Genomic DNA, 19,603 nt, shown 5'->3' with positions numbered 1-19,603 from the left:
GTAGCAGGTTAGAGATCCTAGAGTTAAGTCTTGCTCATATTTTGATCTTGCAGTTTACGTTCTAGTAATTATACTGTTTATATATACAGTATAAATTGTTTTTGTCTGAAATGAGTAAAATAATTGATTTATTACAGCATCGGCAGTGGATATGGCAAGGTAGTAGCCATGCTCATCTGTCGTCAGAGCGGATTAGCACCGGTATTTCATTATTAGATACTAAGCTACAAGGTGGTTTACCTAAAAAGGGAATGATAGAGGTGCAGGCGGACTGCGGGATTGGCGAGCTACAGATTTGGTTACCTTATTTGCAGCAGGATAACCGTTTGATTGTATTTATCAATCCACCGGGGGTCGTTAATGCGCATCAGTTTTATCACTTAGGGTTTGATCACAAACAGCTATTGTTCACCAATACCAACTGTGCAATTGATGCGTTATGGGCCGCAGAGCAATGTTTGAAAAGCCGAGGATGCGGCAACGTTCTGCTGTGGCATAACTCGTTAAGTATTTCTCAGGCGAAACGTTTACAGCTGGCATCAGAGCAGGGGGGGAGCACCTTGTTTTTATTCAGGTCTGTATGTGAACAACAATTTTCGTTACCTGTTGCGCTGTGCTTACAGTTGACAGCGCAGCCACAAGGCATCGCTGTTAAAGTTAAAAAACAAAGGGGAGGTTGGCCTCAGGAAAGCTTTATTCTTAGCTTGGCAGATTATTGGCCGCAGTTAGTACCAGAGCAAGGAGAGGCAAGTAATGTGGCGGTGTTTCCGACACCGGTGCGGTATGCAAAATGACACTTTGGTTATATCTACATTTTAAACATTTACAGCTGGACAGTTTAACACTATCTCACAACTCAACTCCTGTGGTCATTGTGAATGGCCACAGTAATAGAGTGGTACAGGTTTGCACATTAGCAAAGCAGTCAGGCATCACAGTAGGAATGGGCCTTGCAAGCGCAGCTAGTTTATCTGAGAAGTTACAAGTTGTAGCCTATGATGAACAAGCAGAGCAAGCGAGATTGCAAGAAATTGCGCAGTGGTTGTATCTAGTGACGGCAGATATTAGCCTGTTTCCACCAGACGGTATTTTGCTTAAAGTGAGCAACATGTTGTCTTTATATCAGGGTTTAACGATTTATTGGCAGCACATACAAGCGCATTTATCACATTTAGATCTTAATTATCACTATGCTACTGGTTACTCGGCATTGGCAGCAAGGCTACTTGCAAGGGGGCAATCAGATATCATAACGGATGACGAATCTTTACTGCAAAGTAGCATAAACAGTTTTGATTTATTACAGACTGACTTGTCTGAACGGACGTGTGAGCAGTTAAGGCGGGTTAGAATAACCAAACTTTCACAATTATTGTGTATTCCGGTCAGTGAGCTGGCGAAACGCTTTGATATTGAGCTGGTGCATTATGTGGGTCGCTTACAGGGGCAACTAAAATATCCTTTAATATTTTATGTACCAGAGGAGCAGTTTTCCCGTCATCTTACTTTGTTATTTGAACTCGAAAATTTGCAATGGCTTGCAAAGCCGATGGCAAAGCTACTCAAACAGTTAGAATTGTTCTTGCGACAGCGTAATAAGCTTGCTCAGCAAGTCTTATTAACGTTGCAATTGCGAGACGCTGAGCCTGTATTGATACAAGTCGCTATCTCTGCAGGGGAGAGCCGTGCCCATGCATGGCAGTCATTAATTGAGTTAAAGCTTTCCAATATATCACTCAATGCACCCATTCAGGCAATCACTTTATCTGCCGAGTATTTGCTGGATAACCAATGTGTAAATAATGAATTGTTCCAAAGCCTGCAAGGACAATCAGAAATACCCGCGTTAATTGCAAAGTTACAAGCGAAATTAGGTGAGTGCTCTGTACAGGGAGTTACAATCGATTCTGATCATAGACCTGAGCGGGCATTTCACTTTGTTGACCCTTCACATTCATTTACTGAACAAACACGCATAAAAGACTTACAACGGCCGAGCATGTTATTACCTGAGGTTGCTCCATTACAAGAAAAGGTAACTATCTACTCTGGACCCGAGCGGATCTGCACTGGCTGGTGGGATAACCAAGCGGTGGCTAGAGATTATTATATTGCTCGAAACGAGCAGGGAAAGTGGTTATGGGTCTACAAAGAGCCATCACAGCAATGGTTTGTGCAAGGGATATTTTGCTAGTAAATGCAGCTGCGCAGTAGGGCAGCCGCATAAAAGGTTAGTTTACTTTTCTAAAACTTCTGTAACTTTGAAAAGCATCACCCTCTGAGTTAAATGAATCTTGAAATAGATAGTAGTCACCATCGGCATACAATAGCTTGAGGTTACGGTAGTATAAAGGGATATGATCCTCATTATCTTGAGCCATTTGTTCACACTCAGCAATGGTATTGTAATGATGACAACCATCCACAAAGGTAACACTGTCATCTTGCTCCCAACGGCTTGGCAGCACAGTTTCACTATTTTCTGCATATCGAATTGTTACTTTGTCATAGCCTAAGTTGTAAGAGCTGGTTGATGAACCCGTAGAGATGAAAGTCCCCATACTGTCTTCCATACTAAGCTCTTGTACAGCAACAAAAGGTCTGATATCAAATTTACTTTCATACTGATCCGCATAAGGTTCAGTGATGCCTGTTAAACCATTTGGTAATTTATAGAAGTGTCTTTGTGTTGTTTTACCATCATAGAAAATATTTATTGATGTTTCTGTCAACTCATAGGTAAACTCTTTGGTTTCTTGGGCTGAATGGTCAGCTAATTCGATGGTGAATGAACCTGTATTTTCGCTGGTGAGCGTAAAGGTGCCGCTGCCACTATGGTAATAAGTTCCATTGAGTTCTACATGAGTATCAGGATCTCTTAGCAATATGCGGCCTGTATAGGTTTGACCCACTTCAATACTGGGTCTAGCTATTTTCTCGATTTTTTTAAACTTTTCAGCATAAACAGAAGTATATTGTTGGTCTAAAAAGTTAGCTAGAAGTGGGAGCGCTCTTTTTTGAGTTTCTGAAAGGTCCGCTTCATAGTGGTGCGTTACGCTGTAAAACAAAGTATCGTTAAACACCCCCAGCACTTTGATTTTACTAAATTTGACACTTAAATTGGGACAGTCAAAAGTAAAAGGGTTTTCAATCCTCCAACAGTAACTAGTGGTAACTGGAGATATAGGTGTAAATTCTGCTGTTTCACTATTATAAGAAGCTGTAACACTTACATTGTAGTCATATGAACTGTGTGCCAGATGAGATAAACGAGGAAGCGCTACTGCCACATGAATATTTGATTGTTCATTGCTATCTAAATCAATGTGGCCACCAGAGAACCAGGTATCATTGCTAAACGTTGGAGTAAAAGAAAAGCTTTCAGTTATAGCTTTGTTGACGGGGCTAAAATTAAAAGCTTTCTTCTGGTCATTTACGTTTGCCACAAGTCGCAGTTTAGTATCACTTTTCGCAATGACTTCAAATTGTCTAGTGTCCTCTACCGTCGAGTAATCATATTCGTCCAATAAACCTAGATTAATACCATCAGACAATTGATAATTAACCATGTACTTTTTGTCACCCTCTATTAGATAACCGATGTTTGCACTACTAGTACTGACGTCTTCAGCAACAATAAAAGCAACATTATGCTCTTCACTTTGCCAAGCACCAGCAAGCTCTTCAGCTGTAATTGGGAGTGGCTGCCATGCAGATGGGTCATCCGCGATGTTGATGTTTAATGAGTAGTTTTGGCTTTGTTTACCATCGCTCAGTATAACTTTAGTAGTGTAAGTATCTACATCAATTAGCTTTGGCTCGCCTGATAGTGTTAACTCATTGCCAGAAAAGGTATATTCCAGCCAGTCAGGTTGGTCTTCAAAACTGACCGTTAGTGCATCACCATCTAAGTCTTTTGCGTTAAAAGAACCAGAGAATGAAACGTTCGCCTTGCCTGTTAAAACGAATTCACCGCTTAAAGAGGGTAAGTTATTTTTTGGTGTTGTTGGAGAGCCATCTGAGTTAGTGTCAGAGCCACCACCACAGCCAGCTAACATTGAGACAGCCAATGCTAAGAATGCATAGTTTTTCATTTCTTTCCTAGAGTTAAAAATGCTCAGATTGTTTCAAAAGTCGGAATTATAGAGTGTTTGTCTGGTTTTAGAAAATACTAATTAATCTAGGGAGATTTAGCTACTCACAGCAGGCCCTTATCCTACAAGCGGTAAGAGTAGTTTTTATTATAATTACAGGTTAATCAAACTCTTCTGATGAAGAGGCTGTTATTTAATAAAAGGTGAGTTTAGTTGTCGAACTTGTTTACCGAATTTATCATATACAAAAATAGAGTCTCCAGCCCGTACCCGCACGGATGCAGGAATAGCTGGGTTTAACCACAAATACCTATCAAATGGTATTGCCTCATTTATGTTGTTAACCACTTCTACATAACATGGGAAAGCATTGTTACACCATGTTTCGTTTAACCTTTGGCGCTGATGATTTGCCATATACCATGCTGGTCTGTTAGTGATCTGAGTTTGTGCAGGCCAGTAAACGGCAATGTCAAAATGACTGTTTGTTGGTTGCCAATATTGCTCTGTGTCAGACTTAAAGACAACCGGCGTATTCTTATATATGTCTGGAATGTGTGTAGATAACAGCGCAGTTTGATCAATGGTTAATGGGTCAATATGCAGATTTGCAGCTAATATGCTGGCTAGCTTGTGTTTTTCATCAATATGACTATAACCACAATGCACAATGACTTTGGCGTCAGGGTCGAGCGCAAATGTTTTGTTGATGATATTTTCAGCACCTTCTTTTTCTCTATCATAGCTATATTTATCGTAGCTGACGAGGGTATAGCCAAGCTCCTTAGCAACGCTGATAAGTTCTGAAAATGCGGGGTCACGCATATATATACCACTTTTATTAGTGGCATAGCCTTGCTTATTGATACGCTGTTCGTCTTTTTTAGCCAGTGCTTCAAGCGCTAAATATGAATAGCCCTCTCTTTTTAGGCGTATTAACAGCTCTTTGGTAAGCCATCGGTGTTTTGGAATGTGATGCGCCTCATTTACCATAAGTAATCTATTTTTTTTGGCAAGCGCGGTGATCTCATCCAGTGCATCATACGCAGTAAAGTTGTCTAAAGCTTGCTGTTGTGAAATAGATTGACCGAACTGGTACAGGCGTTCTGCCCGTTGATGTAAACCAATAAAAGAAAAATACGTGGCAATGAATTGATGAATTAAGTCTCGAGATTGTGTATCTAAGTTGTTTTCACTGAGCACGTTTTGATGGCGTTCAAACACTTCCCCTACATTTTTATGTGTGCTTAAGTTAATTAAATCCTTTTGAATTGCAACCACTTCTGGGTGAAGCTCAATAGCAGCAGCATCAATAGTTTTGAATAAAACAAAAAGCAGTAAAACGACTCTGTTCATTATTTTTGCTCTCTTATGCTTCTAGGTTGCAAGCAGTATTTGTAACAGGCATGTCGTGCCAAAGCCCTTGTACTGGATCATAGGTACAATTATTTGGTGCAGAACTTAAAATATGTTTATCCTGCCTATTCCATAAAGAGTTAGTACAGCTTAGACGGTATTCGCAAATACGGCACTTATCTATTTTGTCTTTGCTCATAAAGAAATAGGAATGCGCTTTGGGGCTATCAATCACTTGGCTTAAATACGAGCTGTTGTTTGCTTTACCAAAAAAATATAGATCAAAAGGGTGTGGGTAAATTGCTTTATTTTTATCGATAAAAATATTATCGGCGCGATAGGTACCAAGCTTATTGTGTCTACAGCTATATAAATTCGACTGTAAGTGACTGCCTTTGTGAACAATGTCTTTAGTGAGTTTAATGACTTCTACGCCATGAATATGAGTTTTGTGGGCATCGTTTTGTTGAGCTAAAAAGAAATCCAGATTATCGCTCATGCCATCATAGGCATTTTTATTCTCAATGTGTTGAGAAAATAAAATGCCACACTGGTTATAGCCAAGGTGTCGAGCACATTTAATGATATTGGATGCGTTTGATTGTGTTTTTTCACTTTCGTCATACAAGCGAACAATTAAGCTATGAGTTGCTCTGTGTTTTCTAAGCCATCGGGCTATATCCTCAAACCAGTCTAAAGAAGTGCTATCACAGACCTCTAAATAGAAGTTCCTGATTTTCAAAATGGCACTGGGTTTGATACTGATAGGTTGGTATTCAACGAAATCGGGAACTTCTAACAACCATTTTTTTTGTAATAGAAAGTCTAAATAGCCTTTGACCACATCAGCATGTTCACTGAAGCGGATCAGTACGTCTTGGTAGTTTGTACTTTGACTGTCCGCAATGTACTCAATAACCTCAAGCACACTCTGCGGAACGGACTGTACTTTTTCGTCATGTAGGTGCATCAGCAGCGCATTTTTATATCCTTTACACCACGTTACTGCGGGATTGTTGATCATTCTCATTATGATAACTCCCTCTAAAATGTGAACTGCTTTTTTTCTATTTTCCCTGCATACAGACAATCATAGTAGGTAAGAGGATGAGCGTGAGAAATAGGCTTGGTTTGAAATAGTAATATAAATGGCATGTTAGTCCTCCAGCATAAGCCACTGGGCAACGGCTTCGGTAATTTTCAGGCCTGTAGCGCTTTCTACCCAACCCCATTGCCCGATGGGGTTCAATTCAATAAATACGAACTCATTATTTTTGGTCAAGATCATATCAATCGCACCGAATACTAAGCCTAACTCTGTCATAAATTGCAGCAGCTTTTGTTGAATACTTTCGGGTAGTTGATAGGGAAAATAATTGATTTTTTGTAAATCAGATTCTCGAATATCGACCTTGTATTTATTCTGTAAGTCAATTTCAGTGGCTGCGCTAAACAGTTTGTTACCGACCACCGTTATTCTCAGTTCTAGTAGCCGGTCGACTCTAGATTGGAGTAGCGTTGGGCATAGCTCTAAATTAGTAAACTCTTGTGCATGTTCCTCTGTTACAGGGCTGGTAAAAACCATCGAAAATCCATAATGAGAAATAGGCGCTTTCATAATTCGTTTGGTAATAACATCGCCATTACAAGCACTATAGAATCTATCAGCGATAGTCTTGCTTTGGGTAATGGTGGTATTAGGAATAGTTAGCCCGACCTTTTTTGCGATACGCAGTTGCACGATAGGGTTATTTGCTCTGTCGTCACACCAAGGGTTGTTCATCCACTGGGCTGAGGTGAGACTCTCCAGGCTTTTGTATAAGGTTAAACATTCATCGGCCACAAACCGCTGTTGATTCTCAGGTAAGTGGGGGCTGGGGGTAATAGCGCCGCGTCGGCGTGCCCAAACCGAGGTCACCTTATCGAGCTCTAAAATATTTATACTATTTATGCCTGATACGTCTTCAATTTTTGAACCGTCGTTTAAATCATACTCAAAGTGAATATTTGTAGGGATATCTTCACCATTTAAACGAAACCAAGGCTTATTATAAAAATTGAGAATATCAATAATTTCTGAAGTGTTAGGCTCAATAAGCTGCGAAAGAATTAAGATCATAGCGTGTCATGCTCATTATCAGTATAAAAAGCAGTACGATAAATACTACTGGCATAGAATGTAGGCTTACATATGAAAGCTTTGAGTTGAGTAAGCCCAGAATAAGAATGGAACCGCATGACCTGTAAGTATGTTTAATCATACAATCCCACTCTTTACAGGGTGCTTGAATTAACTAATCACTTACAGGTGTCCGTTATCCCATTCGGTATCGCAGACACTCCTATCACAACTGTCGGTTAAAGTTGCAGTGTTCAAAGGCGCTAAATTACCACCTGATACTTGAGCTAGTAACTCTTCAGAATCAATGGGTTCGAAAGTAGTGGGCGTGGTTTTCTCTGTCATCTTAATATTCCTTATTAAAACTAATATGGTTGAAATGACACCCTTTGCTTGTTGCAAAGCTAGAACACGTGAATATCTACATGAAAAGATAAACACGATACAACCGTTCTTAGTGTCTGAAAGCGCAGCGCCGTGCTTTAAGATCAATTTAAGCCTCAAGTTAACCTTTAGTCAACAAATTGGTAATTTAAATTTCACATAGCTGTTGTAAGGAGATGTTGGTGATAAGAGAAGATAATATCCATTGAACTTGGCACAATGAACTGTAATAGCTGGAGGCGTATGTACTTTTCGGCTAGCGCCAATACAGGTGTTAAATCAGCGGCGACATAATCATCGCCGCTGCACACTGAGTTAAAAACTAAAATTCACCTTCGCGTAGTAGGTCATGCCGTCAAAGCCATATGGCAGCGCGCGAAGTGGATAGCGCATCGCACCGTTGGTGATAAAGTTAAGCACTTCGTCTTCACCGAGCTCATCAGGTGTTTCGTCAAAGAGGTTATCAATACCCATCGACAGGTTAATGTTGTCGTTTAATTGGTAGCCTACATTCACATCAACCAGCACTGCTGATTCAACCACACTGGTGTCTTGCCAGTCGTTGGTAGGTGATAAGAAATCAGGTAGCGTGATGTGTTTGCCAGCAAAGTAGCTGACTTCGGTTTCGCCAAAGTAGTTGAATCTTACTAAAGAGCTCCATTTATCCTTTTGGTAATCAAAGGTTAATGTGGCACGTTCTTGCGGTTGTCCATGCGTTAAGAATGAACGACGCTGTTCATCTAATGCGATAGTCTCGGGGATCCCTGCTGGCGAATTAACATGATCGATTGTTGTTTTATTCTTGTTTGCAGCAAAGGCAATGTCTAAATCTCCCCCTGCCAACTCAAGGCTGTAAGAGGCAATAAAATCCACGCCCTTGGTAGTTGAGTCTAGCGAGTTAGAGAAGAAGTTACCCTGTACAGCTCCCGTAGCTGCCAATGCAGTATTGGCTGCTGGGAAGTTTTGTAGCTCATCGCTATCAACACCAATAAAGCTACCTAGGTTGATGCGGTCATAGATTTTGATTTGATAGAAATCTAAGGTGATCGATAAATCACTGCTAGCGTCCCACGCAAAGCCTAAGTTGTAGTTATCTGATGATTCTAGTTTCAAACCATCGACTCCAAGCGCAGCTGGGAATGGCGAACCTGCAGTTGCTGTGTAAGAAGTGGCCAAGGCACCGTCGCCACCGAGTGTCGTGGTAAATGCGGTATACCCAGATTGCTGTAATGATGGCGCTCTAAAGCCAGTAGAGGCCGCAGCGCGTACCGCGAAATCTTCGGTTACTTCATAGCGAGTCGCTAGTTTCCAGATGGTATCGTCATTTGAGTTTGATACATCTTCATAACGCAGCGCAGCGCTTACCAACCAGTCTTCATTTAGTAGAGTCTCTGCTTCAACGTAGAGTGCATAGCTTGAGCGATCCGCTTTGTTGGCAGCATCAGGTCTAAGCCCTTGGTAGGCCTGAAAGCCACAGTCTGCAAATACCTCAGGGTTGATAACCGATGGGAATGAGCGGTCGGCATTGGCAGTACCACAGGCATAAGATGCTACTTCGCCAGGTACAATTTGGTAGTTTTCTTTGCGATATTCAGCACCAATCGAAAGGTAAATCGGCTCTGCGCCAGAGATATCAATAATACCATTGATATCTAAGTTTGTTGTCCATTGGTCAAATCTAAAACCACCTGAGTAACCGCCTGTTGGACCTGCGTTGTCGGCAATATCTTGCGCCGATGCACTGGGGTTTTGGGCTAAGTACTGTGCAGCGTATGAAGCATTGATGGTATTTGACGATGAGTAATCATATTGGTTTTCACCGTATACGGTTGATAAGTCAAAGTTCCAATCTGGGCTTAGCTCACCTTTGAAACCTACCGCAAAAGAAATATCCTGTGCTTCATTGTCGATTCTTGGCAGGAATCCGTCAGGGTAAACCTGTGGGACGTTTCTTTCTGCGCGATTAAAGTCACGATAAAAGCCGTTACCAAAAGCCGTACGGTTTGAGAACCCAGCGAAAGAATAAAGCTCCTTGTTGCCAACAGGTAATGCGGCGTTATAGAACACAGACACAAACTCGGTGTCTGAGTTCCCCTGACGCCAGCGTACTTCATCCGATAATTCACCAGGTGCTATTGTTGATGATCCGCCTGTGTCGTGTTCGGCTCTGTTGGTGCTATCTCCGTCGCGGTACTCTAATGAAAGGTTAATAAACCCGCCTTCATTACCCAAGTCAAAACCTCTGTTAAGACCGAAAGAGTATGTATCACCATCTCCTTCGCCAGTTGCGCCTGCTTGGAAGAACCCAGTTGTTACGCCCGTGCTGTCGTTCAGTGATAAGTTGATAACTCCGGCAATTGCATCTGAGCCGTAACGTGCTGCGGCACCATCTCTTAAAATCTCAACATTTTTTAGCGCCATTAACGGGATTGAGTTCATATCCGTACCCGCCGCACCGGCGCCCACCGTGCCAGATAGACCAAATATGGCTTGCGTATGTCTGCGTTTACCATTGATCAGTACCAAGGTTTGGTCTGGCTGTAGGCCTCGAAGTGTTGCAGGGCGAAATAAATCGGAGCCATCAGAGACTTGTGTTCGGCTAAAGTTAAACGATGGAGCAATAGATTGTAAGCTCTGACCCAACTCGGTAAAACCGCCTTTATTGAGCTGCTTAGTATCTAGTATATCGATTGGAGAGGTTGATTCGGTGGCGGTACGGTTTGACACTTTGGAACCAAGTACGGAAATGGTTTCAATTTTTTCGTCATTGGCTTGTTGGGCCATTGCGCAGGTGCTGGCAAATAAAGCAAGCGCCACTGGAGAAAGTTTAATAGGTCCTGTCATAACTACTACTCTGTTGATTGTTATTAATCTAATTAAATTCGTGCGACAGCACGTTGTCATAAAAAAAAATGCTGTGCAATGACTTTGTTTTTAAATCAGAAATATTTAATAATTTTTTCTGTGATTTTAGTTATGGTCATGTGGCTCAGCCAAGGTTCAGTGTACTTTTTTGGATCATTGATCTTTGCCTCAAAATACTAAATACTGTGTTTATGTACAGTATTTAGTATTTTGTTCATTTATGCGCTATGCCGAACTATTTTGCCAAAGTAATTTTTCATTTTTACAAGGCGCTTCTCACCCTGAAGAACTCATCAAACAAGCTGATTTTTTGGCCTATGATGCGCTGGCGATTTGTGACGAGTGTTCTGTCGCCGGGGTGGTACGAGCCTATCGGGCTATAAAAGATAACAAGCTATCCATTAAGTTGATAGTAGGCAGCTTTTTTAAATATCAATCGCTACAGTTTGTTTTGCTCAGTCCTAATCGTCAGGCCTATGCGGAGCTATGTCGCGTGATCAGTAATGCGAGAAAACGCTGTGATAAGGGCCGTTATGAGCTGAATCTATGGGACATTCTGTCTGTAAAACAGTGCTTTATTATTTGGCTACCAGCCTTTGATGAGCAAGATGCCCATTGGGCTGCATGGCTCAAACAATATCATCAAGGGCGGGTATGGTTAGGTGTGCAGCGGCATCTTAATCATCACGACAAAGCTTATATTCTTCACTGCCAGCAGCTTGCGAAGCAGTACTCTTTGGTAGTTACAGCCTGTGGTGGGGTGCTAATGCACGTTAGTGAGCGGCAGAAGTTACAACATACACTCACGGCGATCCGGCATAACTGCGCTGTGAGTGAACTTGGAGAAAAGCTCTTATCAAATACAGAGCGAGCGCTGCGCAGCAAGGTTAAACTGAGTAAACTGTTTAGTCGTCAGTGGCTAGACACTGCCTGTGACATTGCAGCACGGTGCACCTTTGATTTAGGGAGTTTGCGATACGAGTATCCCAGTGAATTGGTCCCTCAAGGTCACAGTGCTATGAGTTATTTATACTGTTTGGTAAATGAAGGTAAGCAGCTTCGTTTTCCTGATGGTGTGCCCGATGACATTGAAGCGTTGATAGAAAAAGAATTGTTACTGATAGAGCAGCTGAATTATCCCTATTTCTTTTTAACAATTCACGATGTGGTTATGTTCGCTAAACGACAGGGGATCCTATATCAAGGTCGAGGCTCAGCAGCTAATTCAGTGGTTTGTTACTGCCTGCAAATAACAGCCGTTGATCCTCGGCAGATCTCGGTGCTTTTTGAGCGTTTTATCAGTCAAGAGCGTAATGAGCCACCTGATATTGACGTTGACTTTGAACACCATCGCCGCGAGGAAGTGATCCAATATATTTACCAAAAATATGGTCGGGAGCGAGCAGCACTTGCTGCAACGGTGATCAGCTATCGCTTTAAAAGCGCAGTGCGAGATGTGGGTAAGGCGCTGGCAATGGACAGCACGCAACTTGACTACTTTGTAAGACAGGTTAATCGGCGAGACAAACTTGTCTCTTGGCAATCACAATTGAGTGAACTGGGATTAGATGCTAATTCTTATCAAGGACAGCTTTTTATTGAGTTGGTGAATGAAATACTGGGGTTTCCTAGGCACCTTTCTCAGCATGTGGGCGGGTTTGTCATTTCATCCGGACCTTTATACGAGCTAGTCCCCATAGAAAACGCAGCCATGGAGGCTCGTACAGTGATCCAATGGGATAAAGATGACCTTGAGAGCTTATCATTGCTGAAAGTTGATATTTTGGCGCTTGGCATGTTGAGTGCGATCAGAAAATCTTTTGATTCTATCGCGCAGCATTTTGGTTATGCGTGGAATATTGCGGATATCACGCGTTTAGGGGATGACTCCCAGGTTTACGGCATGCTGCAAAAAGCCGACACTGTGGGCGTTTTTCAAGTTGAATCTCGTGCCCAGATGAGCATGTTACCAAGGTTAAAACCCGCGTGCTACTATGACTTAGTCATTCAAATAGCCATTGTACGGCCGGGCCCAATTCAAGGCAAAATGGTACACCCATTTTTGCAGCGCCGAGCGGGCGAGCAACCCGTGAGCTATCCATCCGATGATGTAGAGTCTGTTTTATCCCGAACTTTAGGTGTACCGATATTTCAAGAGCAAGTTATTAAATTAGCAATGGTTGCTGCTGGGTTTAGCGGTGGCGAGGCAGATCGGCTACGCCGTGCAATGGCATCTTGGAAAAAAACAGGTGAGCTTTGGCAATTTAAAGATAAGTTACTAAACGGTATGCAGCAAAGGGGTTATACACGGAGTTATGCAGAGCAGATTTTTGCTCAGATCTGTGGCTTTGGTGAATATGGTTTTCCTGAGAGTCACTCAGCTTCTTTTGCTGTATTGGCCTATAGTTCGGCCTGGCTGAAATATTATTTTCCGGCTTTTTTCTACACGGCTTTGTTAAATAGTCTACCCATGGGGTTTTATAGCGCCTCGCAATTATGTCAGGATGCACAGCGTCATGGAATAGCTATTTTACCCGTCTGTGTGAATGCTTCACAGCTTGATCATGAAGTGGTTCAATCAAAACACAATTTTGCGATTCGTTTAGGTTTAAGGATGATAAAAGGGCTAAAAGCAAGAGCTATCAAAACACTGCTAGCGCATCGCCCTGAAGGGGGATATAAAAATATTCAGCAACTAAGCAAAGTGGGTGTGGATTCATGCACTATGGAACTTCTTGCCTCAGGAAATGCTTTGGCGTGTTTTTCTGATGGCCGTTACAGTGCACGATGGCAGTTGATGAACAAGGATGTTGAGTTACCTTTATTTGCCAATAGTGGCAGTCCAGAGGTGCCAACTGTAGCACCGTTAGGTGAGGGGAGTGAACTAGATAACATGCTTGAGGATTATGCAGTTATGGGTCTGACGCTACATAAACATCCCATCACGTTATTAGATGAAGCCGGTCGATTAGGGCGATTTACGCGTATGGCGCAGCTTAGCGGTATAGCGGACCAACAACTTGTGACTGTGATTGGAGTAGTGACAGGCAAACAAGCGCCTGGTACCGCAGCTGGAGTCACATTTTTTACTCTTGAGGACGATACAGGCAACATCAATGTGGTGGTGTGGTCAGCCACAGCGCGTGCACAAAAACAGGCATATTTGAGCGCCAAGATATTAGAGGTCAAAGGGGTATTAGAGCGCAGTGGTGAAGTCATTCATGTTATTGCTGGTAGATTGCTCGATCGTAGTGATTTATTACGGGCTCTAAAAAGTGATTCTAGGCAATTTCATTAGTTGGAAAAAAAACATCTTATTGTTTTTAAAATGTAAATAATGGAGTGTTCAGTTCGGGACAAATGATAGATTGCGTGTTGTTAGTCTAGGTGGATTTTTAACCATTTCTTTTGTGCTAGACATCAAATGTAACATTTTGGTCTTAAAAAAAATATGATTGGTCATTAATTTGTCTGTATAAATTTTTTTTGAAAAGCATTTGATACAGTTAATAACTTGTTGATTTTAAATTTCTATTTTTCCTTTTGCTTGCGCAAATGAAAATTATATACAGAAAAATGTTAGAAAAGTGTCGAATTGTACACTGCCTAAATATGTGATAGAACAATACAGGTTAATTAAAACAATAACTTACACTACAACAGGGAAAAGCAAACAATGAAACCAATATTTACATTAAGTGCATTGTCAGCAGCCATGTTACTAGGCCAAACACAACTGGCAGTGGCAGCGGATGAAAAAGTTGAGCGCATCGAAGTTACTGGCTCTCACATTAAACGTACGGATATGGAAGGCCCATCTCCAATTCAATCAATCTCAGCAGGCGACCTTGCTGCAACTGGTTCAACAGACTTAATCGGTGCGCTGCAAAAGCTACCAGTATCAGGTGCTGGTACATTTAGTACTCAAGGCAACTCAAGTGACGATACGGCAAACGGTGGTTCAAGTGTTGCACTAAGAGGTTTAGGTGCATCTTCAACGCTCGTTTTAATTAATGGTCGCCGTGTGGCTGTAAGCCCATTCGCAAAAGACATTGAAACATCATTCGTTGATTTAAATACCATTCCTGTATCTTCTGTAAAACGTATCGATATTCTAAAAGATGGTGCATCAGCGACTTATGGTTCGGATGCGGTTGCCGGGGTTATCAATATCATTTTACGTAATGATATAGATGGTTTTGAATTATCAGGTAAAGTATCAGACACAGCTGACGGCGGCGGTGAAGAGCAAAACTTCACACTACTGTGGGGTTCATCAACAGATAAAGGTCAACATAACTTCGCATTGGATTACTTCAAGCGTGGCGACGTTTTCTATGGTGACAGAGACTATACAGCGACTGCTGATCAGCGCTTTAGAGGCGGCAACAACTCACTGAGTTCATCAGGCTTTCCTGGTAGCGTAGAAGTGGTTAAAGGCATGCTAACTGATGAGCAGTGGGCTCGATTGCCTGTGACTGGCACAGCAGATGATGGCACACCTATTCGCCAAACTATTTTTGCTGACGTATGGGGTAATGATACCTGTCCTGAAGAAATGATTATCGGTGATATCTGTCGTTATGACTATGCACCACACATGTCGTTAATTCCATCAACAGAGCGTGTAAGCTTTAGTTATAACGGTGTACAGGAACTAGCTGATGGCGTTGAGGGCTTTGCTGAGTTTGCAGCGCAGCACGCCTCTACATTTATTCAAGGTGCGGGTAGCCCAAGCTTCACTGAATTAACGATGATGGGGGATAACCCAAATCATCCGTTGGCTGGTGACCCTTCGCATTTCTTACACGGTGTAGATATTTCAATGCGTCGTCGTACTGTTGATATCGGTAACCGTAAAAAAGATGTAGATTCAGAATATTACCGTGCTGTGATTGGTGCACGTGGTAACTACAATGATTGGGATTGGGAAGTTGCATACTCGACTATCCGTTCTAGCGCAGTTGAAAAAGGTTTTGATGGTTTCCCGAACAAACGTTTAGCGCAAGAAGCTATTGATAAGGGGTTATGGAACCCGTTTGAACCAAGCACTAATACCGCTGAAGGCCTAGCATACTTTGAAACTACAACAACGCGTTATGGTTCATCAACTATGCAATCAGTAGATGGTACGATTTCTGGCGAGTTATTCGAGCTAGATGCGGGTTATGTTGCAGCGGCATTTGGTTTTGAATCACGCCGTGAGAAAATTGAAGATAACCCAGATTCACAGTACCTACGTGGTGAGATTTTCGGAACGGAAGCGACTCAAGCAAACGGTGACAGAGATAATACAGCTGTATTCGCTGAATTCAGTGTACCAGTGCTTGATACGCTTGAGTTACAATTGGCGGTTCGTCATGAAGATTACAGTGACTTTGGTACAACAACAGACCCTAAAGTAGCATTTCGTTGGGCACCAATTGATTCGTTAGTGCTACGTGGTTCATGGGGAACTGCGTTTAGAGCGCCTTCACTGGTACAGCTTCACTTAGGTCGTACCGATGAGTCACCTTCGGTTATCGATAAAGAGCGTTGTCGTCAAACGGGCGCTGAGGCAGATTGTGAACCAACAGAGTACACAGCCGTGGTTGCAGGTAACAAAGAGCTACAACCAGAGACATCTGAAAACTACAACTTAGGTGTAGTATGGCAGGCGACGGATGATTTCAGTATTGGTGTTGATTACTGGAACTATGATCAAGATGACTTGATCAAGAAAATAGGCGCGCAAAAGCTAGTAGATTGTTGTAGTACCGATCCTAACTTAGTTCTTCGTGCACCAATGCAGGGTAGTACTTTAGGTCGTATCTTAAGAATCAACGATACATTCGTTAACATCGGTGGCCGAGACACAGATGGTTTTGATGTCAACCTTGCGTATGCGCTAAACACACAAAGCATGGGTGAGTTCAAGTTTACCTATAACCTGACTTATGCTCTGAACTTTGAAGAGCAGTCTTTTGAAAGTGATGATGATGGTAACACCAGCATTGTGGTTGAAGACCTAAATGGTGAGCATGAGCATCCACAATTCCGTTGGACTGCGGGTGTGGACTGGGCAAACAACGACTGGTTAGCAACGCTGAACATCAACTTTATTGATTCATACAATGACTTAGCAGACAGCGATGGCAACAAGTACGAGATTGACTCTTGGACAACGTATGACGCAACTGTGAGCTACATTGGATTTAAAGACTTAACCTTGACGTTAGGGGCTGCGAACCTATTTAACGAAGAAGCACCATTCGTGCCTTCTGATGCTATGGGTATTGATGCTAAAACACACAGCACCCTTGGCCGTCAGGCTTACATCAAGTTTGACTACAAGTTCTAATTGCTAAACAACCAAAAGTAACAAGCCCGGTATAGCCGGGCTTTTTTGTATCATTTTATTTTTGCACGGAGGTTGGAAAGCGCTACGCTTTTCTAACCTGCGATTATTCGCCAGCTATCAATGCAGCTTCTTCTGGGCGTAATGTGAGTACTTCAAAGCCTGTTTTGGTGACCAAAATAGTGTGTTCAGTTTGTGCTGAAAGGCGTTTATCTTTGGTGACTACGGTCCAGCCATCTGCTTTAGTGATGGTTTTTGCGCTGCCCTGATTGATCATAGGTTCAATGGTAAAGGTCATGCCTGGTTGCAGTTTTAAACCTGTGTTAGGTTTACCGAAGTGAAGTACATCGGGGGCCTCATGCATTTGTTGGCCAATGCCATGGCCACAATATTCTCGTACCACGCTATAACCATTTTGGTGTGCTGTTTTTGCGATGATATGACCAATATCACCCAATCTAGCACCGGGTTTAACCAACTTTATTGCTTGCCACATAGCCTGCTGTGTTACGCTCACAAGCTGTTTTGCACTGTCAGTGGCATTGGGCATCACGTACATTTTGCTTGAGTCTGTAATATAGCCATTTTTCTCAAGCGTAATATCAAAATTAACGATGTCGGTTTCTGTCAGCACCTCAGAATAGTTAGGGATACCATGACAAACCACATTATTGACAGAGCTATTGAGTGCAAATTGGTAGCCATATTGACCTTTTGATGCAGGGCGGGCTTTAAGATCATTGGTTATGAATTGATCCACAAGGTTATTTACTTCCATGGTTGAGATACCAGGCTTAACAACCTCATCAAGCATCACAAATACCTGAGCCAATAGTTTTCCCGACTCGCGCATCAAGGCAATTTGTTCATCGGTTTTGATGACTACTTCACTCATTCGTGACACCTTGTTGTTTTAAGTGTTGAGGTTTGCTCGGCATGAATTTGCTCAGCTCGAACGAGCTCGGCTTGGATGAGTTGCGCAAATGTTTTGTCAGGGTTGAGTTCAGCTAAGCGACCCATTTTGATCCAAAACTCTGCTTGTGAATTGATTGAACGAGACATCACTTGCGACGCTGTGCGCAGCTCTTCATGAAGTTCATCGGAAATTTTAACAATACCCAAAGTATACATCCTATATATGTTTTATATATAGATTGTATATTTTGAATTAAAAAAAGAAAAGGGGCATATTTGCCCCTTTCACAGATATTTAATTATCTGATTAGCCCAACCCAAACGGGTCATCAATACTGTGGCTAGGTTGTGTAAACCATTTTGGACCCTGATCGGTCATGTAGAAATGATCTTCAAGACGCACTCCAAACTCATCAGGAACCACAAGCATAGGCTCATTACTAAAACACATGCCTTTGGCCAGATGTTGTGGGTTATCTTTAACTAAATATGGCCATTCATGAATGTCCAAACCAATACCATGTCCAGTTCTGTGTGGACAGCCTGGTAAATCGTAATCAGGGCCAAGGCCAACTGATGCTAGGTAGCTACGAGCTGCGTAGTCCACATCACCACAAGTCTTGCCGATTTGTGCAGCTTCAAACGCTGCCAACTGGGCATTTTTCTCATGCTGCCACATGGTACGCTGACGCTCGTTTGCATCGCCAAATACATAGGTACGGGTAATGTCAGATAGATAACCTTCTAGTTTACAGCCGGTATCAACCAACACGATATCGCCTTTTTTCAGGACCTGTGGCTCTTTAACGCCATGCGGGAAAGAGCTGGCCTTGCCAAACAACACAATACAGAAATAGTTGCCTGGTGCGCCTACTTTTTTATGAGCTTGATTAATGAAGGCTTCAACTTCGGTAGTGGTGATCCCTTCGTGTAACATGCTCGCTGTTGCTTTATGAACCGCTAAAGTCATATCCATGGCGCGCTGAATGAGTGCTAGCTCGTTGTCAGATTTGTGCATTCGACAATGAGCTGTAACCGGCTGCGCATTAATTAAGTTAAGCTCAGGCGCTTCGAGGCGAATACCATCAGCTACAAAAAACGCGGTACTTTCATCGATGCCAACAGTGGCATTTTTGCTAATACCCATTTTCTCTAAGACTTGAGCAAACAGCGCATATGGGCTTTGATGTTCTTGCCAGTCGTTAATAGGCCCTTCGACAACTTGGTAATCAAGTAACGAACCTATTTCAAATGATGGAGCTATAAACTCAACAGTGCCTGAAGCGGGTAGAATTGCGCCAACAAGACGTTCACTGGCATACCATTGCATTCCTGTGAAGTACTTCAAGTTAGTGCCTGCATTGAGGTAGATGGCATCAATACCATGTTGTTGCATGTAACGCTGTGCCTTTGCAATACGCTCTAAGTATTCATCATATTGAATTGCGTTCACCCCTTGGGTCATATCTTCTAATGCATCGAGAGCTTGCTGTTGTGAGTGTGTACCTATACCTATAGTTGTCATAATTACTC

13 protein-coding genes are annotated in these 19,603 nt (G+C 42.4%); 4 read left to right on the top strand and 9 right to left on the bottom strand.

The genetic code is table 11. From position 1 onward, the window contains the following. The first annotated feature begins 110 nt into the window (after positions 1–110). Together imuA and BIW53_RS04950 are read left to right on the top strand one after the other, a co-directional pair. A complete protein-coding gene (gene imuA / locus BIW53_RS04955; RefSeq protein WP_070990756.1) occupies positions 111–794 on the top strand; it encodes a translesion DNA synthesis-associated protein ImuA in 684 nt (227 codons plus the stop codon). Further along, a complete protein-coding gene (locus BIW53_RS04950; RefSeq protein ID WP_070990754.1) occupies positions 791–2,194 on the top strand; it encodes a Y-family DNA polymerase in 1,404 nt (467 codons plus the stop codon). Before imuA ends, BIW53_RS04950 begins: the two co-directional genes overlap by 4 nt. 37 nt (positions 2,195–2,231) lie before the next feature. Here BIW53_RS04950 and BIW53_RS04945 read toward each other — a convergent pair whose 3' ends face one another. The 6 genes from BIW53_RS04945 to BIW53_RS04925 form a co-directional block, all read right to left on the bottom strand. Beyond that, entirely contained in the window at positions 2,232–4,094 is a 1,863-nt protein-coding gene (locus BIW53_RS04945; RefSeq protein WP_070990752.1) for a hypothetical protein, read from the bottom strand. Positions 4,095–4,283: 189 nt separating this feature from the next. Further along, positions 4,284–5,450, bottom strand: coding sequence for a hypothetical protein (locus BIW53_RS04940; protein ID WP_070990751.1), 1,167 nt, complete (start codon positions 5,448–5,450; stop codon positions 4,284–4,286). 13 nt (positions 5,451–5,463) lie between these two features. Beyond that, entirely contained in the window at positions 5,464–6,480 is a 1,017-nt protein-coding gene (locus BIW53_RS04935; RefSeq protein ID WP_070990750.1) for a hypothetical protein, read from the bottom strand. A 126-nt stretch (positions 6,481–6,606) separates the two neighbouring features. Continuing rightward, positions 6,607–7,569: an ATP-grasp domain-containing protein gene (locus tag BIW53_RS04930; RefSeq protein WP_070990749.1), complete on the bottom strand. Its 963-nt coding sequence runs from the start codon at positions 7,567–7,569 to the stop codon at positions 6,607–6,609. 183 nt (positions 7,570–7,752) lie between these two features. Next, complete coding sequence (locus BIW53_RS20840; protein WP_175442092.1) at positions 7,753–7,914, bottom strand: hypothetical protein; 162 nt, start codon at positions 7,912–7,914, stop codon at positions 7,753–7,755. A gap of 354 nt (positions 7,915–8,268) precedes the next feature. Then, complete coding sequence (locus BIW53_RS04925; RefSeq protein ID WP_070990747.1) at positions 8,269–10,797, bottom strand: TonB-dependent receptor plug domain-containing protein; 2,529 nt, start codon at positions 10,795–10,797, stop codon at positions 8,269–8,271. A 241-nt stretch (positions 10,798–11,038) separates the two neighbouring features. On the opposite strand from BIW53_RS04925, the gene BIW53_RS04920 reads away from it, so the two are divergent. Further along, positions 11,039–14,116, top strand: a complete 3,078-nt coding sequence (locus tag BIW53_RS04920) for an error-prone DNA polymerase (RefSeq protein ID WP_070990746.1) — start codon at positions 11,039–11,041, stop codon at positions 14,114–14,116. A gap of 378 nt (positions 14,117–14,494) precedes the next feature. Then, positions 14,495–17,158 carry a TonB-dependent receptor plug domain-containing protein gene (locus tag BIW53_RS04915; RefSeq protein ID WP_070990744.1) on the top strand — a complete coding sequence of 888 codons (2,664 nt, stop codon included), beginning with the start codon at positions 14,495–14,497 and terminating at the stop codon, positions 17,156–17,158. Between the two features lie 103 nt (positions 17,159–17,261). Here the strand turns inward: BIW53_RS04915 and map are convergent, their stop codons facing one another. From map to BIW53_RS04900, 3 genes are all read right to left on the bottom strand, one after another. Continuing rightward, positions 17,262–18,050, bottom strand: a complete 789-nt coding sequence (map, locus tag BIW53_RS04910) for a type I methionyl aminopeptidase (protein WP_070990743.1) — start codon at positions 18,048–18,050, stop codon at positions 17,262–17,264. Beyond that, entirely contained in the window at positions 18,047–18,277 is a 231-nt protein-coding gene (locus tag BIW53_RS04905) for a ParD-like family protein (protein WP_070990741.1), read from the bottom strand. Before BIW53_RS04905 ends, map begins: the two co-directional genes overlap by 4 nt. A 100-nt stretch (positions 18,278–18,377) precedes the next feature. Next, positions 18,378–19,595 carry a M24 family metallopeptidase gene (locus BIW53_RS04900; protein ID WP_070990739.1) on the bottom strand — a complete coding sequence of 406 codons (1,218 nt, stop codon included), beginning with the start codon at positions 19,593–19,595 and terminating at the stop codon, positions 18,378–18,380. Positions 19,596–19,603 lie beyond the last annotated feature (8 nt).

It is taken from the genome of Pseudoalteromonas byunsanensis, assembly GCF_001854475.1.
Classification (GTDB): domain Bacteria; phylum Pseudomonadota; class Gammaproteobacteria; order Enterobacterales; family Alteromonadaceae; genus Pseudoalteromonas; species Pseudoalteromonas byunsanensis.
The sequence above is the reverse complement of the archived record's forward strand: the minus strand, read 5'-3'. Positions and strand labels throughout refer to the sequence as shown.

Excerpts from the sequence above, each read along its gene's own strand:
- imuA (WP_070990756.1), top strand. The coding sequence starts at position 111 with ATGAGTAAAATAATTGATTTATTACAGCATCGGCAGTGGATATGGCAA.
- BIW53_RS04950 (WP_070990754.1), top strand. The coding sequence starts at position 791 with ATGACACTTTGGTTATATCTACATTTTAAACATTTACAGCTGGACAGT.
- BIW53_RS04945 (WP_070990752.1), bottom strand. The coding sequence starts at position 4,094 with ATGAAAAACTATGCATTCTTAGCATTGGCTGTCTCAATGTTAGCTGGC.
- BIW53_RS04940 (WP_070990751.1), bottom strand. The coding sequence starts at position 5,450 with ATGAACAGAGTCGTTTTACTGCTTTTTGTTTTATTCAAAACTATTGAT.
- BIW53_RS04935 (WP_070990750.1), bottom strand. The coding sequence starts at position 6,480 with ATGAGAATGATCAACAATCCCGCAGTAACGTGGTGTAAAGGATATAAA.
- BIW53_RS04930 (WP_070990749.1), bottom strand. The coding sequence starts at position 7,569 with ATGATCTTAATTCTTTCGCAGCTTATTGAGCCTAACACTTCAGAAATT.
- BIW53_RS20840 (WP_175442092.1), bottom strand. The coding sequence starts at position 7,914 with ATGACAGAGAAAACCACGCCCACTACTTTCGAACCCATTGATTCTGAA.
- BIW53_RS04925 (WP_070990747.1), bottom strand. The coding sequence starts at position 10,797 with ATGACAGGACCTATTAAACTTTCTCCAGTGGCGCTTGCTTTATTTGCC.
- BIW53_RS04920 (WP_070990746.1), top strand. The coding sequence starts at position 11,039 with ATGCGCTATGCCGAACTATTTTGCCAAAGTAATTTTTCATTTTTACAA.
- BIW53_RS04915 (WP_070990744.1), top strand. The coding sequence starts at position 14,495 with ATGAAACCAATATTTACATTAAGTGCATTGTCAGCAGCCATGTTACTA.
- map (WP_070990743.1), bottom strand. The coding sequence starts at position 18,050 with ATGAGTGAAGTAGTCATCAAAACCGATGAACAAATTGCCTTGATGCGC.
- BIW53_RS04900 (WP_070990739.1), bottom strand. The coding sequence starts at position 19,595 with ATGACAACTATAGGTATAGGTACACACTCACAACAGCAAGCTCTCGAT.